The organism is Collimonas fungivorans (genome assembly GCF_028292705.1).
Taxonomy (GTDB): Bacteria; Pseudomonadota; Gammaproteobacteria; order Burkholderiales; family Burkholderiaceae_D; genus Collimonas; species Collimonas fungivorans_B.
This window is the reverse complement of record NZ_JAQGLV010000333.1, coordinates 1-15,079: the sequence shown is the minus strand read 5'-3', so window position 1 is coordinate 15,079 and position 15,079 is coordinate 1. Positions and strand designations below refer to the sequence as shown.

The window sequence follows — 15,079 nt, the reverse complement described above, 5'->3', positions numbered from 1 at the left end:
GCCATTGACCACCAGCACCGCGCCGATGAACAGTAAAGCAATGCCCAACATGATGGTTTTCCTTCTGCAAGACTATCGATAATTCTTGTCGGACTATCCGAGCTTGCAGGGAAGATACGCGGTTCGGCTATGTGAAAGTATGCCGGAATTGAATAAGGCCAATATGCATATTGGCCTTGAATTTGATTGCTACATCGGTTTAATGCCCGGTATGTCAGCCGCCCAGATACGCTTCCAGCACCTTCGGATTGTTCAGCAGGTTGCTGCCGCTGTCAGCCAGCACGATCTTGCCGTTCTCCAGCACATACCCGTGCTGGGCAATCCGCAGCGCCTGGCGGACATTCTGCTCGACCAGGAGGATCGTCAGTCCGGTGCGGTTGATTTCCTGCACGATGCGGAAAATTTCTTGTACCAATAACGGCGCCAGCCCCATCGACGGCTCATCCAGCAGCAGCACGCGCGGCTTGGCCATCAGCGCACGGCCGATGGCCAGCATCTGCTGTTCGCCGCCGGACAGGTTGCCGGCCAGGCCATCCTTGCGCCGCTGCAGCACCGGGAACAGGGAGTACACCCAGTCCAGGTCCTGGGCGATTTGCGCCTTGTCCTTGCGGGTGTAGGCGCCCAGCGCCAGGTTTTCGGCGATGCTCAGGGTGGTCAGCGTGGCGCGGCCTTCGGCTACTTGCACTACGCCGCCCTGGACGATCTTGTGCGGCGGCAGCCGGGTCAGGTCCTGCTGGTTGAATAGCACTTGGCCGCGTGCCGGCTTGAGCAGACCGGAGATGGCGAGCAGGGTGGTGCTTTTGCCGGCGCCGTTGGCGCCCACCAGTGCCGTGATTTCGCCTTCATTGAGCGCCAGGTCTATGCCCTTGACCGCTTCGATATGGCCGTAGGAAACCGCGAGGTCGCGCACTTGCAGGATTGGCGTGGCGCTTGTGTTCATTTCAGCTGTCATTCTGCATCTTCCTTGCCCAGGTAGGCTTCGATCACTTCCTGGTTGTTCTTGATCTGGTCCGGGCTGCCTTCGGCGATGATGCGGCCGAAGTTGAGCACCGCGATGCGGTCGCACAGGCCCATCACGAAACGCATGTCGTGTTCGATCATGAAGATGCTGAAACCGCGCTGCTTGATGTTCAGGATTTCCGTCATCAGCTCGGTTTTTTCGGCCGGATTCATGCCGGCCACCGGTTCGTCCAGCAGCAGCAGCTTGGGCCTGGTCGCCAGCGCCCGGGCGAATTCCAGCTTGCGCTGTTCGCCGTAGGACAGGCTGTCGGCCAGCATCCCCGCCTTGTGATCCAGGCGCACCCAGGACAGCAGTTCCAGTGCGCGTTCGCGGGCCTGGGCTTCGATCCTCCGGAAGCCGCCGAGATTGAACAGCAGGCTGCCGAAACCGTAATGCATGTGGTCGTGCATGCCGACCACGACGTTTTCCAGCAAGGTCATTTCCTTGAATACGCGGATATTCTGGAAAGTGCGGGCGATGCCGCGTTCTGTGATCTTGTGCGGCGCCACCTTGCCGATGTCGGCGCCGTCGAATTCGATGGCGCCGCCGGAAGCGCGCAGCAGGCCGGTGATCAGGTTGAAAACGGTGGTCTTGCCGGCGCCGTTAGGGCCGATCAGGCCGAAGATGCCGCCCTGCGGGACGTTGAAATTGACGTCTTGCAGCACCTGCAGGCCGCCGAAGTTCTTGCTGATGTTCTTGAGTTGCAGCATTAGTTATTTCCTCCAGCCTGGGCTTTGCGCTGAGAAAAATTCTTAACCCAGCCGCGGATCCGGCGCGGATCCCAGATGCCTTTCGGCAGGTACAGGATCACCAGCACCAGGATCAGGCCGTTGACCACCGCGCGGTAGCTGTTGAAATCACGCAGCGCCTCCGGCAGAAGCGTCAGCACCATGCCGCCTATGGTCGGGCCGATCAGGGTGCTGGTGCCGCCGAACACGGCCATGGTCAGGATTTCGACGGCGTTTTCGAAAGCGTAGTTGCCGGGACCGATGGTGAACGTGTAGTGCGCATTGAGGCCACCGGCGACGCCGGCAATGGCGGCGCCGATGACAAACGCCAGCAGCTTGTAGCCGGCCACATTGACGCCCATCAGGCGCGCCGCCACTTCATCTTCCTTGATGGCTTCGAAGGCGCGGCCGATTTTCGAGCGACGGATGCGCGCCAGGATGTATAGCGTCGCCGCCAGCAGCAGGACGATATGCCACCATTCTGTCTTCAGCGGGATGCCGTTCAGGCCAAGCGGTCCGCCGGTGATGTCCATGTTGAGCACGATGACGCGCACCACTTCGCCGAAGCCCAGGGTCGCCATCGCCAGGTACACGCCCGACAAGCGCAAGGTCGGGATGCCGATAATGAGCGCCACCAGCGCCGGCAGCACGCCGCCGATCGCCAGCGCCAGCGGGAACGGCAGGCCGGTCTGCATGCTGATCAGCGATGCGGCGTAAGCGCCTATGCCCATGAACGCGGCATTGGCCAGCGACAGCAAGCCGCAGGACAGCGTGACATAGATCGACAGCGCCAGCATGGCGTTGACGCCGAGGCCGAAAATCACGGTGTTGTAGGTCGACCAGAAGCCGTCCCACCAGTCGATGAAGCCCAAGTTTGTAAACAGTTCGATCATCTCAGGCCTTCCTTTCCAGCACTTTGCCGAACATGCCGGAAGGCTTGACCAGCAGGATCAGGAACAGCAGGCCGAAGCCGACGGCGTCGCGGAAATCGCTGGAAATGTAAGCCACCGTCAGCACCTCGGCAAAGCCGAGGAACAATCCGGCAATCATGGCGCCGCGGATATCGCCCATGCCGCCCAGGATGATGACGGCGATGCCCTTGTGCAGCATCGGCTGCCCCATGAAAGGGGTGATCGCATTGAACGACAGGCCGACCAGCACGCCGGCCGCGCCGCCCAGGGCAGCAGCGGCGAACGAGGTCAGGTAGAACAAGCCTTCGACATTGATGCCAAGCAGATAGGCCGCTTTCGGCGATTCGGCAATCGCGCGCAAGGCGCGTCCCAGCTGGGTACGGCGCATGACCGCCAGCAGCACCAGCATCAGGACAAAGGAAATCACCACGATGCCGATCTGCACCGCGGTGACATGCAGGTGTCCCCAGTTGTAGCTGTCCTCAGGAATGGTGCCGACCGGGAAGCGCTTGTTCTCCGCGCCGAACAAACCTTGCGCCAGGCTGGTAAGAATAGTGGCGACGCCGATGGTGGCGATCATGGGCGCCAGATGCGGCGCGTTGCGCGCGCGCAGCGGCTTCAGCACCAGGTAGTCCACCAGCAGCCCGATCAAGCCAGACACCAGCATCGCCGCCAGCATCGCCAGCCACAGCGGCAGCGCCAGGTGTTCCACCAGCAGCAGCGCAGCATAGCTGCCCAGCATGAAAATCGCGCCGTGAGATAAATTGATCACGCCCAGCACGCCGAAAACCAGCGTGAAGCCCAGCGCAAACAGCGCGTACACGCTGCCCAGCGAAAGGGCGTTGATGAGTTGTTGTTCAAGCATGGAAGGTTTTTCTTAAATTTAATTAGGGTCAGAGTCGAATATTTATATGCGGGAATATTCGACTCTGACCCTAATTAATATGCGGCCGGCGTCGTGAAAATCGCGGTCGCGTTGCGACGACGGGGTTTGGCTTATTTCAGCAAGATGAACTTGCCGCCCTTGGCGATGTTGACGATCGCTTCTTGCTGGGCGTCGTAGCCGACTTCCTTGCCGGTTACCGGCGGCGCTTTGCGGAAGGCGAACTTGCCGGTGGCGCCGTCGATGGTGACTGCCGGCAGGGCCTGTTGCAGGGCGATGCGGTCCTTGTCGAGCGCGCCGCTCAGCTTGATCTTCTTCAGGGCGGCGGCGACTACGTGCAGAGCGTCATAGGCTTGCGCGGCGAACTGGTCCGGATCGCTGCCGAACTTGGCTTTGTAGGCGGCTATGAAGGCCTTGTTGGCCGGCGTCAGGTTTTCCGACGACCATGGGCTGCCCATGATGGTGTCGTCGCCGGCGCCCTTGGCGATGTCGAACAGTTTCGGCGAATTCAGGCCGTTGCCGCCGATGAACGGCTGCTTCATGCCCAGCGCGCGGGTTTGCAGAATGATGTTGGCGGCTTCTTCGGTCAGGCAGGAGCAGACGATGGCGTCCGGATTGGAAGCCTTGATCTTGGTCAGCTGCGCCTTGAAGTCGACGTCGCCCTTGGCGTACGCTTCAGTGGTGGTGACCGGGATCTTCTGGTCGGCCAGGGTGCCCTTGAAGACGTCGTAGCCGCTCTTGGTGAAAGCGTCGTCGTTACCGTAGATGATGGCGACTTTCTTGATGCCGAAATGCTTGACCGCGGCGCGCGTGGTGACCGGCAGCACGTCGGCCTCCATCACGGAGTTGCGGAAGGTGAACGGGCCCATGGCGGTGATGCCGTCGGCGGTGTTGCTGGTGCCGAAGGCGACCACCTTGGCGGCGTTGGCGATCGGGTCGGCGGCGAAGGCCGAGTTGGACAGGGTCGGGCCGAATACCAGCAGCGCCTTGTCCTTGAAGATCAGTTTCTTGAAGACGTTGATGGCTTCTTCTTTTTTGCCTTGTTCGTCTTCGATGACCAGCAGCAGCTTGTTGCCGTTGACGCCGCCGGCAGCGTTGACTTCATCGGCGGCCAGCGAAAAGCCGTTCTTGATGGCGACGCCGTACTTGGCGGCCGGGCCGGTCAGCGCCGCGGCCAGGCCGAGCTTGACGTCAGCTGCGTGGGCTGCGCTGGCCAGGCCGGCGGCCAGCATCAGTAACGGCAATGTTTTCAATATGGTTTTGAATTGCATTTCGATATTCTCCTAGAGACCGTTTTTTTAGGCGACGACACCCTATGGCAAGAAGTCGGCCAGCGTTTTTATTTTGGCGCGCACGAAGTCACGCCAAAGGTGGACAAAGTATAAGGGATTTTCGGTCAGAAATTCCTGGCACACAAACTACTCACGAGCCAGGTAAAAAACGGGTGTTTTACGCGGGGATGCTGCGACTTTTGGTCGGTTATGGAGAGATATTGCGTGGTTTTGGGCAATTATACCCGGCGTTGGGAATTTGTGTCAGCAAGGCCCATGCCAAATCGGCATGAAGGAAAGCTTGAGACTTTCCTCCATGCCAGGGCTTGAATCAGCCGAGTTGCTGACGCAGATGCTGGATCGCCAGGCGCACCTGGCGCGGTGCAGTACCGCCGATATGGTCGCGTGCCGCCACCGAACCTTCCAGTGTCAGCACTTCAAAGATATCGTCGTCGATCAGCGGCGAGAAGGCGCGCAACTGCTCCAGCGACAGATCGCTCAGGTCGCAAGCCTGGTCGACGCAGCTGCGCACCGCATGGGCCACGGCTTCGTGGGCATCGCGGAAAGGCAGGCTTTTCTTGACCAGGTAGTCGGCCAGGTCGGTCGCGGTGGCGTAGCCCTGCAGCGCGGCGGCGCGCATCGCCTCCGGCTTGACCGTGATGCCGCGCGCCATGTCGGCGAAGATGCGCAGCGTGTCGGTGAGCGTGTCGACGGTGTCGAACAGCGGTTCCTTGTCTTCCTGGTTGTCCTTGTTGTAGGCCAGCGGCTGGCCTTTCATCAGGGTCAGCAGGGCGATCAGGTGGCCGTTGACGCGGCCGGTCTTGCCGCGCGCCAGTTCCGGCACGTCGGGGTTTTTCTTTTGCGGCATGATCGAGGAGCCGGTGCAGAAACGGTCGGCGATGTCGATGAAGCCGATGCGCGGGCTCATCCAGATCACCAGTTCTTCCGACATGCGCGAGACGTGGGTCATCACCAGCGCGGCGGCGGCGCAGAATTCAATGGCGAAGTCACGGTCCGAGACGGCATCCAGCGAATTGCGGCAGACGTCGTCGAAGCCGAGCGTTTTCGCCACGCGTTCGCGGTCGATCGGGAAAGTGGTGCCGGCCAGCGCGGCGGCGCCCAGCGGCAGGCGGTTGACGCGCTTGCGGCAATCCAGCATGCGCTCGGTGTCGCGGCCGAACATTTCGATATACGCCAGCACGTGATGGCCGAAAGTGATCGGCTGCGCCACCTGCATGTGGGTGAAGCCGGGCAGGATGGTGTCGGCGTGCTGTTCCGCCAGGTCCAGCAGGGCCAGGCGCAGATCGCGCAGCAAGCCGCTGATGTCGTCGATGGCACCGCGCAGGTAGAGGCGGATGTCGGTAGCCACCTGGTCGTTGCGCGAACGGCCGGTATGCAGGCGTTTGCCGGCGTCGCCGACCAGTTCGGTCAGGCGCTTTTCAATATTCAGGTGGACGTCTTCCAGGTCCAGCAGCCATTCGAACTTGCCGCTGGCGATTTCGCCCTGGATCTGGCTCATGCCTTTCTGGATCGCCGCATAGTCGTCGGCGCTGATGATTTTTTGATATGCCAGCATCTCCGCATGCGCCAGCGAGCCCTGGATATCGACTTCGGCCAGGCGTTTGTCGAAAAATACCGACGCCGTGTAGCGTTTGACCAGATCGGAGACCGGTTCGGAAAAACGAGCCGACCAGGCTTCGCCTTTTTTGGAGAGTTGTGCTGTCATAATTGAGTATTGAACCGTGTGTTAGGAATAGCAATGAATTATGCGATTATAAATCACTGCCCCATGAAACCGGCTTTATGCTCGCACCATGTTTGCAGATCGATGCACATGGTATGCATGGACGGCGACACGGACGGCATCTGCGGGCCATCCGGAAATTTCAATAAAATTGTTCTTTAATTAACTTATCCCACCTTCATGGCATCCGACCAGATCGCAGACAACGCCCCAGCGCAACAGCCGAACACGGTGGTGATTCCCGACGGCTGCAACCTGGGCGTGGTATTCCGGACGCTGATTGCGGTCAACCTGACGATCATGGCGGCGCTGCTGCTGCACAGCGACGGCCTGCTGGCCGCGCTCAACAGCTTTGTCGAATCGGCGATGCTGATCGAACCTGCCTGTTTCCTGTCGCTGGTTGTATTGTGCGGCTTGCATCGGGTCGCTTACCGTTTGCCTCTGTTTGTCCAGCGCCTGTCGTGTCTGCTGGTGCCGGCGCTGGTGACGATGGCGGTGATCCGGCTGCTGTCCGGCTTCGACTGGTTCCTCAGCGGTTTTTCCCATCTCGGCGCACGCGGTGGCATGCCGCTGGCGGCCTTGGCGGCGGCGCTGTTCGGCGGCGCGCTGCAGCACTACTTCGAATTGCGCGCCCGGGCTTTTTCGCCGGTGCTGGTGGAAGCCCGGCTGCAAGCCCTGCAGGCGCGGATCCGGCCGCATTTCCTGTTCAACAGCCTGAACGCGGTGCTGTCGCTGATCCGGACCGAACCGCGCCGGGCCGAGGCGGCGCTGGAAGACCTGGCCGACCTGATCCGGGTCCTGATGCGCGACGGCCGCGCCATGACTACGCTGGAAAAGGAAATCCGCCTGTGCCGGCAATACCTGTCGATAGAAAAAATCCGCCTGGGCGAACGCCTGAAAGTGCAATGGGAGCGGGCGGGCATCAGCGATGACGTGATTTTGCGGGCGCAGATTCCCACCTTGCTGCTGCAGCCTTTGATAGAAAACGCCGTCCACTACGGCGTCGAACCGAGCACCGAGCCGGCCCTGATCCGTATCCAGTTGAGCCATACGCTGGAACGGATTGAAATCGTCATCACCAATCCTTACAATCCCTATAGCGGCAAGGGTGTGGCGGCGCTGCCGGAAGGTAACCAGATGGCGCTGGAAAATATCCGAGAACGGCTGGCGCTGCTGTACGATGTCGAAGGACAATTGACCACCGCGACCAGCCTCGGCCAGTTCGAAGTGCGGGCCAGTTTTCCCTATGTAAAAAGCAAAGTCGAGGCGGCCCTGGCCAAGCCGCAGGGAAGCAGATAAAACCAACAACAAACCTCTTATTTCATGATCCCTCGTATCTATATCGTTGACGATGAAGCGCCGGCGCGCGCCAGGCTGAGCACGCTGTTGTCCGACATCGTGGCCGAATGCCCGCATTACCTGGTGGGCGAAGCCGGCCATGCGCAGGCGGCGCTGGAAGGCATCCGCGCCACCGCGCCGGACCTGGTCTTGCTGGATGTGCAGATGCCCGGCATGAGCGGCTTGCAGCTGGCCGAGCAGCTGCTGGACAACGCCAACAGCGGCCTGGCCGAGCCGCCCCTGATCATTTTCGTGACCGCCTATGACGACTATGCGCTGAGCGCATTCGATGTCCAGGCTTTCGACTACCTGGTCAAGCCGGTGCGCGCCACGCGGCTGGCCCAAGCCATCGCCCGCGCCAGCCGCGTGCGGCAGCAGGCGCAGGCAGCCTCGGCGGCCGGCCCGGTGACCGCCAGCGGTTTGCCGCGCCGGCATTTTGCGGTGCAGGAGCGCGGCCGCATGTCGCTGGTGCCGATGGGGGAAGTGCTGTACCTGAAGGCGGAATTGAAATACGTCACCTTGCGCACCAGGACCAAGGAATACCTGATCGAAGATTCGCTGGTCTCTATCGAAGAAGAACTGGCGCTCCACTTTGTGCGCGTGCACCGCAATGCGCTGGTGGCGCGCAACGCCATCAGCGGCGTCGAACGTGTCATGCAGGCAGCGGACAAGGACAGCGACGGCGATGGCGAAAAGCCGCAGGAAATCTGGCAAGTCATCTTGCGCGACATCGATCACCGTCTGCCGATTTCTCGGCGCCAGCTAGCCGAGATCAAAGCGCTGGTGCGCTAGCACTACCGTTATTGCAAGGTAGCGGGCGTATCGTACTGGCGGCTGATCGCCAAAGCCGCGGCGGCGGCGCGCGTCTCCACACCCAGCTTGATATAGATGTGTTCCAGGTGCTTGTTCACCGTGCGTGGACTCATGCCAAGAATCTCGGCGATGTCGCGGTTGGTCTTGCCTTTGGAGACCCAGGCCAGGACATCGGTTTCGCGCGGCGTCAGCCGATAGCCTTCGAGTTGGGCCGCATTCGGCAGCGCCAGGGATTTTTCTTCCAGCAGCAGAGTCAATTCGGCGCTCTGGGTGTTTTTGGAAAGATTGATGGTCAGTTCGCCGTCATCGCCGCTGATCACCAGAGGCTGCAGCGGCTGCTGCGTCTGCCGCAACAACACCAGATTTTCATTCAGCCAGAACTGCAGCTGCGGCGGCAGCTTGCGCTGGTCGCTGCGCGGGAAATACTTTTCCAGCCAGAACGAGGCCTTGCCGGTTTGCCATAAAGGCGCGCCGTCGGTGCCGAGCACGATCACCGCATGGGCCGCGGCGTCGATCACATCCCTGGCTTGCGACATCATGCGCGCCGTCTTGATATGGGCGGCGACGCGGGCGACGATTTCCAGCGGCTGGATCGGCTTGGTGACATAGTCTATGCCGCCGACCTGGAAGCCGCGCACCACATGCTCGGTCTCGGTGAGGCCGGTCATGAACACTACCGGCACGTGGGCGGCGCTGGCCAGCAGCTTGATGCGGCGGCAGGTTTCAAAGCCGTCCAGCCCCGGCATGACGGCGTCCAGCAGGATCAGGTCGGGCGTGATGTAGCCCAGCCGCTGGATGGCGCTGGCGCCGTCGGTCGCGACCAGCACGATATGGCCGCTCTCGTCCAGCGCATCCGACAGCAGCGCCAGGTTGTCCGGCATGTCGTCCACGATCAGCACCACCGGGCGGCTGGCCAGCGGCCTTGGCGGTGGATCGGCGGAGAGGGTGAGATGGTCGTCCAAGATAGTCCTCGTCATGCGCTGTCGACGCGTTGCGCAGGCTGCTCGCCGGCCTGGTGCAGCAGCGCCTGCAGGCGCGCGCTGTAGTCGTTCAGGCGAAAGCGTTTCACCAGTTCGCGCAGCTCGCGGGTGAACGGCTGGTAGACCGGGTCTTGCTGTTCTATTTCATCGAGCTTGCCGACGATGCCCTTGATGTAGCCGATCGCCCCCAGCTCCAGCAGCGCCTGCAGTTTTTCCCGCGCCGGGATCACGAGGATGGCGCTGCCCGCTGCGGCGTCGGTGGCGGCCGACGGCGCCGGATCGGAAATCCAGTCGACTTTCAGGTGCAGCCGGATCTTCGACAGCAGGTCGTTGAAAGACACCGGCTTGACCACAAAATCGTTATAGCTGAGCGGATCGATCTGCTGCGGCGTGCTCTCGAACGCGTTGGCGGAAACGATGATGATCGGCAGGCTGGCATGGCCCTGGGAGCGTATCGCGCGGCACACGGCGCCCCCGTCCATGGCTGGCATGGCGATGTCGAGCAGCACCAGGTCCGGCATGGCGCGGGCGATTTCCGCCAGGCAGGCGGCGCCGCTCGCCACCTCGCTGATGTCGAATCCGAGCGGCGCCAGCATGGCGCTCAGCACGGCGCGCTGCGAGGCCTGGTCGTCCACCACCAGTATCCGTTTCCTGGGGCCGAGATAACCCGACATCTGGTCTTCCAGCTTGATGCGGCGGCGCGGCGTGCGTACCTCGGACAGGTAGATCTTCAGCTGGAAGGTGCTGCCCTTGCCGATGTTGCTGGCGACCGACAGCGCGCCGCCCATGATGTGGGTCAGCATGCTGCTGATGGCCAGGCCGAGCCCGGTGCCGATGTCTTCGCGCAGGTTGGCGGCGTTGCTGCGTTCGAACGGCAGGAACACCCGGGCGATGTCTTCTTCGGCGATGCCGATGCCGCTGTCCTCGACTTCGAAATAGGTGATTTCGCGCGCATGGCGGACCCGCAGCGTGACATGGCCGGCGTCGGTAAACTTGACTGCATTGCCGAGCAGGTTGATGAGTATCTGGCGCAGCCGTTTCTGGTCGACCTGGACCACCTCCGGGATACGGCCTATCTTTTCAAAGCGGAACGCCAGGCCCTTTTGTTCGGCTTGCGGCGCAAACATCTGCACGATCTGGTCGAGGAATTCGTGCAGCGGCAGTTCATCCGCCGCCAGCCGCATCTTGCCGGCCTCGATCTTGGCGATATCCAGCAAGCCGTCGATCAGGCTCAGCAGATGTTCGCCGCTGCGGCGGATGACGCCGATGGCGTCCCTGCGGCCTTCCGGGATGGCGTGGTCGACCTGCAGGATCTGGGCGTAGCCGAGGATGCTGTTGAGCGGCGTGCGCAGTTCATGGCTCATGCCGGTAACGAAACGGCTCTTGGCCAGGTTGGCCGCTTCCGCCGCTTCCTTGGCGCGCTGCAGGGCGGCGTCGGTCTGGTTATGGGCGTCGATTTCCTGCAGCAGCAGGTTAGTCTGCCGTTCCGATTCCTCATGGGCGACGCTGCGGCTTTCATTGGTCAGCACCAGCCACCAGGAGCCGACGCCGATGAACACCAGCAGCGAGGCGAACAGCTTGATGAAAATGCCCGCCATCGAATCCGGCCCGCCGCCGGCCAGGCCGGACATGCCGGCCAGCTGCTGGTAGTACAGCAGCCACAGCACCACCGCCAGTCCGCCCGACACCAGGCTGAACACGATCAGGTAGTGGCCGATGCGGGTATTGAGCTTGAGCGTGAAACGTTCTGGCAGGAAACCGCGCAAGGTATTGAATATCTGGTCCGGCATGCGCGAGGCTTCCTTGCAGCGGTCGTTGCAGCGCGCATCGAGCGAGCAGCACAGCGAGCAGATCGCGCCCTGGTAAGCCGGGCAGTGCGCCATGTCGGGCGTCTCGAAATGGTTGCCGCAGATGACGCATTCCAGCTGGCCATGGTGGCTGTCGGCCAGCTGGTCGTGGCGCGCGATATAGTATTTGCCCTTGGTCGCGTACGCGATCACCGGTGCAATCAGCAGCGCGCTGCCGAGCGCGATGAAGGGCGCCAGCGCGCGCGCCACGCTGCCGAACATGCCGGACAAGGCCAGCGCCGACAGCGCCGAGGCGATCAGCATGGCGCCGACGCCGACCGGGTTGATGTCGTACAGGTGGGCGCGCTTGAATTCGATATGCGGCGGACTCAGGCCCAGCGGCTTGTTGATGACCAGGTCCGAGACCACCGCGCCGATCCAGGAAATCGCCACCAGCGCGTACAAGGCCAGCACATGCTCCAGCGCGTTGAAGACGCCGATTTCCATCAGCAGCAAAGCGATCAGCACATTGAACACCAGCCATACCACGCGGCCCGGGTGGCTGTGCGTCAGGCGCGCGAAGAAATTCGACCAGGCCAGCGAGCCGGCATAGGCGTTGGTGACATTGATCTTGATCTGCGACACCACCACCAGCAAGGTGACTGCCGCCAGCACCCAGGCTGGATCGGAGAACACGTAACGATAGGCGATCAGGTACATCTGGGTCGGTTCGACCGCCTTGCCGATCGGCACCTCGTGCTGGATCGCCAGGAAGGCCAGCAAGGCGCCGCCCAGCATCTTGGCCGCGCCCAGCAATATCCAGCCCGGCCCCGCCAGCAGCAGTGCGCTCCACCAGCGGTAGCGGTTGGCGGCGGTCTTTTCGGGCAGGAAACGCAGGAAGTCGACTTGCTCGCCTATCTGCGCAATCAGGGAAAAGGCGACGGTGGCGGCGGAGCCGAACAGCACCAGGTCGAAGCTGTTGCCGTTTTCGGCGCGGCCGGCGAATGTCATCAGGTTGGCCAACGCATCCGGTTCCTTGTGCAGCACGCAGACATACGGCAGCACCAGCAGCACCAGCCACAGCGGCTGGGTCCACATCTGCAGGCGGTTGATCAGCGTGATGCCGTAGGTCACCAGCGGGATCACCACCAGGGCGCAGATGATGTAGCCGAGCACCAGCGGCAGGCCGAAGTAGAGCTCGATCGCCTGCGCCATGATCGACGCTTCTACTGCAAAAAAGATGAAGGTGAAGGTGGCGTAGATAAGTGAAGTGATGGTCGAGCCGATATAGCCGAAGCCGGCGCCGCGCGTCAGCAGGTCCATGTCGACGCCGTATTTGGCTGCGTAGTAGCTGATCGGCAGGCCGGTCAGGAAGAACAGGATGCTGACGCAGACAATTGCCCAGAATGCATTGGTGAAGCCATAGTTGAGCGTGATGGTGCCGCTGATGGCTTCCAGCGCCAGGAAGGAGATGGCGCCGAGCGCGGTGTTGGCCAGGCGGAATTCCGACCATTTGCGGAACGAGCGCGGCGTAAAGCGCAGGGCGTAGTCTTCCAGCGTCTCGTTGCCGACCCAGGTGTTGTAGTCGCGGCGGACCTTGACGATGCGTTGGGTGGCGGTGATCTTCACGTTTGACGGGTGACCTTGGGCGTGGGGAACGGAACAGCAGGCAATTCTGCTTAAGCAATTTTCGAACCAATTCGGGCCGCGTTGGATACGTCATTTGACGTATATGAAAAATTCCCAAAGGTAACTTTGTGCCAAAGCAGGGCGCGCCGGCTTGACGATTCAACATCGAACTCCCGCCGCAAAAAGCCGTTCCTCAAACAAGCGCACCAAGGTGATGCAGCGGCGCTGCAAGGCCGTGCATGGCGCCGCCATGCCAGGCGCGGCGGAGCTTACGTCAAACGACGTATTGCTGCACCGCATCGCAAATCCTAATCTCCTTCCCAGAACGAACAGATCCGGATGCCGGTTCACCGAGCGGCAAGGCTGGACGTTGACTTTATCCCTGGTTTGCCTTCGTCACATAACCGCCCCGAAAGGAGTACTGCATGTCGCATCGTTCTGCATCCGATAAGCCCTCGTTCCAGCGCCGCAAGGTATTGCTGGGCCTGGCCGCCAGCGCCGCGCTGGCTTTGCCGGCCATCGGCTTCGCCCAGTCGCCGGCCACGGCCAAGATCAACACCACCAAGCTGGCGGTCACCGATACCGAAGTCACCGTCGGCCAGCTGCACTCGGCCACCGGCACCATGGCGATCAGCGAAACCGGCTCGATCCAGGCCGAACGGCTGGCGATCGACCAGATCAACGCCATGGGCGGCATCCTCGGACGCAAGATCAAGATCATCCAGGAAGACGGCGCCAGCGACTGGCCGACCTTCGCCGAAAAAGCCAAGAAGCTGCTGGAGAGCGACCACGTCGCCGCCGTGTTCGGCTGCTGGACTTCTGCTTCGCGCAAAGCGGTGCTGCCGGTGTTCGAGAAAGACAACGGCCTGCTGTATTACCCGACCTTCTATGAAGGTCTGGAACAATCGAAGAACGTGTTCTACACCGGACAGGAAGCCACGCAGCAGGTGCTGGCGGGCCTGAACTGGGTCGCCAAGGAAAAGAAAGCCAAGACCTTTTTCCTGGTCGGCTCCGACTACATCTGGCCGCGCACTTCCAACAAGATCGCCCGCAAGCACATCGAGAATGTCTTGAAAGGCTCGGTGGTCGGCGAAGAATACTACCCGCTGGGCAATACCCAGTTCGGCTCGCTGATCAACAAGATCAAGTTGAAAAAACCGGACGTGATTTTTGCCGACGTGGTGGGTGGCAGCAACGTCGCCTTTTACAAGCAGCTCAAGGCTGCCGGCGTCACCGCCAAGACCCAGAACCTGCTGACGATCTCGGTCACGGAAGATGAAATGCTGGGCATAGGCGGGGAAAACGTTGAAGGCTTCTACTCTTCGATGAAATATTTCCAGAGCCTGGACAATCCGAACAACAAGAAATTCGTGGCCGAATTCAAGGCCAAGTTCGGCCCCAATGCGGTCATCGGCGATGTCACCCAGGCAGCTTACCTGGGGCCATGGCTGTGGAAGGCCGCGGTCGAGAAGGCCGGCAGTTTCGATGTCGACAAGGTGGTGGCAGCATCGCCCGGATTCGAACTGAAGAGCGCACCGGAAGGCTACGTCAAGGTCCACCCCAATCATCACCTGTGGAGCAAGACCCGCATCGGCGAGGCGCAGAAAGACGGCCAGTTCAAGGTCATCTACGAGTCGGACCTGATCGAGCCGAATCCTTTCCCCAAGGGCTACCAGTAAGTTTTCCGTTGTCTTAACGGTCCGGCGGTCCGGCGGACCGGCGGCGCAGCGTCGCCATCGGGCCGCCTGACGCCAGCTGCAACATTGCAAGGAGCCACCGTGGTCTCACTTTCCGAATTCGGCGCCATTTTCGCCATGCAGGGCTTCAACGGCCTGTCGGTATTCTGTGTCCTGCTGCTGATGGCGCTCGGCCTGGCCATCATCTTCGGCCAGATGGGCGTGATCAACATGGCGCATGGCGAGTTCCTCACCATCGGCGCCTACATTACTTACCTGCTGTCCAAGCTGACCACGCTGTATGCGCCCAGCCTGCAGC

At 61.5% G+C, this 15,079-nt stretch carries 11 protein-coding genes and 1 pseudogene; 4 read left to right on the top strand and 8 right to left on the bottom strand.

The features are described from left to right. Positions 1-214: 214 nt before the first annotated feature. From JWQ61_RS18810 to argH, 6 genes are all read right to left on the bottom strand, one after another. Complete coding sequence (locus tag JWQ61_RS18810; RefSeq protein WP_304361841.1) at positions 215-940, bottom strand: ABC transporter ATP-binding protein; 726 nt, start codon at positions 938-940, stop codon at positions 215-217. A gap of 8 nt (positions 941-948) precedes the next feature. Then, entirely contained in the window at positions 949-1,710 is a 762-nt protein-coding gene (locus JWQ61_RS18805; protein WP_120235174.1) for an ABC transporter ATP-binding protein, read from the bottom strand. Beyond that, positions 1,710-2,621: a branched-chain amino acid ABC transporter permease gene (locus JWQ61_RS18800; protein WP_304361840.1), complete on the bottom strand. Its 912-nt coding sequence runs from the start codon at positions 2,619-2,621 to the stop codon at positions 1,710-1,712. Before JWQ61_RS18800 ends, JWQ61_RS18805 begins: the two co-directional genes overlap by 1 nt. Before the next feature lies 1 nt (position 2,622). After that, positions 2,623-3,504: a branched-chain amino acid ABC transporter permease gene (locus JWQ61_RS18795; protein WP_014006917.1), complete on the bottom strand. Its 882-nt coding sequence runs from the start codon at positions 3,502-3,504 to the stop codon at positions 2,623-2,625. A 131-nt stretch (positions 3,505-3,635) separates the two neighbouring features. Beyond that, entirely contained in the window at positions 3,636-4,793 is a 1,158-nt protein-coding gene (locus JWQ61_RS18790) for an ABC transporter substrate-binding protein (protein ID WP_304361839.1), read from the bottom strand. A 331-nt stretch (positions 4,794-5,124) separates the two neighbouring features. Further along, positions 5,125-6,519, bottom strand: coding sequence for an argininosuccinate lyase (gene argH / locus JWQ61_RS18785; protein ID WP_304361838.1), 1,395 nt, complete (start codon positions 6,517-6,519; stop codon positions 5,125-5,127). 198 nt (positions 6,520-6,717) lie between these two features. Between argH and JWQ61_RS18780 the strand changes: the two genes are divergently transcribed. Together JWQ61_RS18780 and JWQ61_RS18775 are read left to right on the top strand one after the other, a co-directional pair. Then, positions 6,718-7,836, top strand: a complete 1,119-nt coding sequence (locus JWQ61_RS18780) for a sensor histidine kinase (RefSeq protein ID WP_304361837.1) — start codon at positions 6,718-6,720, stop codon at positions 7,834-7,836. Between the two features lie 24 nt (positions 7,837-7,860). Then, positions 7,861-8,667, top strand: coding sequence for a LytTR family DNA-binding domain-containing protein (locus JWQ61_RS18775; RefSeq protein ID WP_304361836.1), 807 nt, complete (start codon positions 7,861-7,863; stop codon positions 8,665-8,667). 8 nt (positions 8,668-8,675) lie between these two features. On the opposite strand, the gene JWQ61_RS18770 is transcribed toward JWQ61_RS18775, so the two are convergent. After that, positions 8,676-9,665, bottom strand: coding sequence for a response regulator transcription factor (locus JWQ61_RS18770; protein ID WP_304361835.1), 990 nt, complete (start codon positions 9,663-9,665; stop codon positions 8,676-8,678). Then, the gene (locus JWQ61_RS18765) at positions 9,662-13,084 is read right to left on the bottom strand and encodes an ATP-binding protein (protein WP_304361834.1); all 3,423 of its coding nucleotides are present in this window, start codon (positions 13,082-13,084) and stop codon (positions 9,662-9,664) included. Before JWQ61_RS18765 ends, JWQ61_RS18770 begins: the two co-directional genes overlap by 4 nt. A gap of 425 nt (positions 13,085-13,509) precedes the next feature. Between JWQ61_RS18765 and urtA the strand changes: the two genes are divergently transcribed. Next, positions 13,510-14,763, top strand: a complete 1,254-nt coding sequence (urtA, locus tag JWQ61_RS18760) for an urea ABC transporter substrate-binding protein (RefSeq protein ID WP_014006909.1) — start codon at positions 13,510-13,512, stop codon at positions 14,761-14,763. 99 nt (positions 14,764-14,862) lie between these two features. Beyond that, a pseudogene (locus JWQ61_RS18755) lies at positions 14,863-15,079 on the top strand (urea ABC transporter permease subunit UrtB); the annotation flags it as partial.

Excerpts from the sequence above, each read along its gene's own strand:
- JWQ61_RS18810 (WP_304361841.1), bottom strand. The coding sequence starts at position 940 with ATGAACACAAGCGCCACGCCAATCCTGCAAGTGCGCGACCTCGCGGTT.
- JWQ61_RS18805 (WP_120235174.1), bottom strand. The coding sequence starts at position 1,710 with ATGCTGCAACTCAAGAACATCAGCAAGAACTTCGGCGGCCTGCAGGTG.
- JWQ61_RS18800 (WP_304361840.1), bottom strand. The coding sequence starts at position 2,621 with ATGATCGAACTGTTTACAAACTTGGGCTTCATCGACTGGTGGGACGGC.
- JWQ61_RS18795 (WP_014006917.1), bottom strand. The coding sequence starts at position 3,504 with ATGCTTGAACAACAACTCATCAACGCCCTTTCGCTGGGCAGCGTGTAC.
- JWQ61_RS18790 (WP_304361839.1), bottom strand. The coding sequence starts at position 4,793 with ATGCAATTCAAAACCATATTGAAAACATTGCCGTTACTGATGCTGGCC.
- argH (WP_304361838.1), bottom strand. The coding sequence starts at position 6,519 with ATGACAGCACAACTCTCCAAAAAAGGCGAAGCCTGGTCGGCTCGTTTT.
- JWQ61_RS18780 (WP_304361837.1), top strand. The coding sequence starts at position 6,718 with ATGGCATCCGACCAGATCGCAGACAACGCCCCAGCGCAACAGCCGAAC.
- JWQ61_RS18775 (WP_304361836.1), top strand. The coding sequence starts at position 7,861 with ATGATCCCTCGTATCTATATCGTTGACGATGAAGCGCCGGCGCGCGCC.
- JWQ61_RS18770 (WP_304361835.1), bottom strand. The coding sequence starts at position 9,665 with ATGACGAGGACTATCTTGGACGACCATCTCACCCTCTCCGCCGATCCA.
- urtA (WP_014006909.1), top strand. The coding sequence starts at position 13,510 with ATGTCGCATCGTTCTGCATCCGATAAGCCCTCGTTCCAGCGCCGCAAG.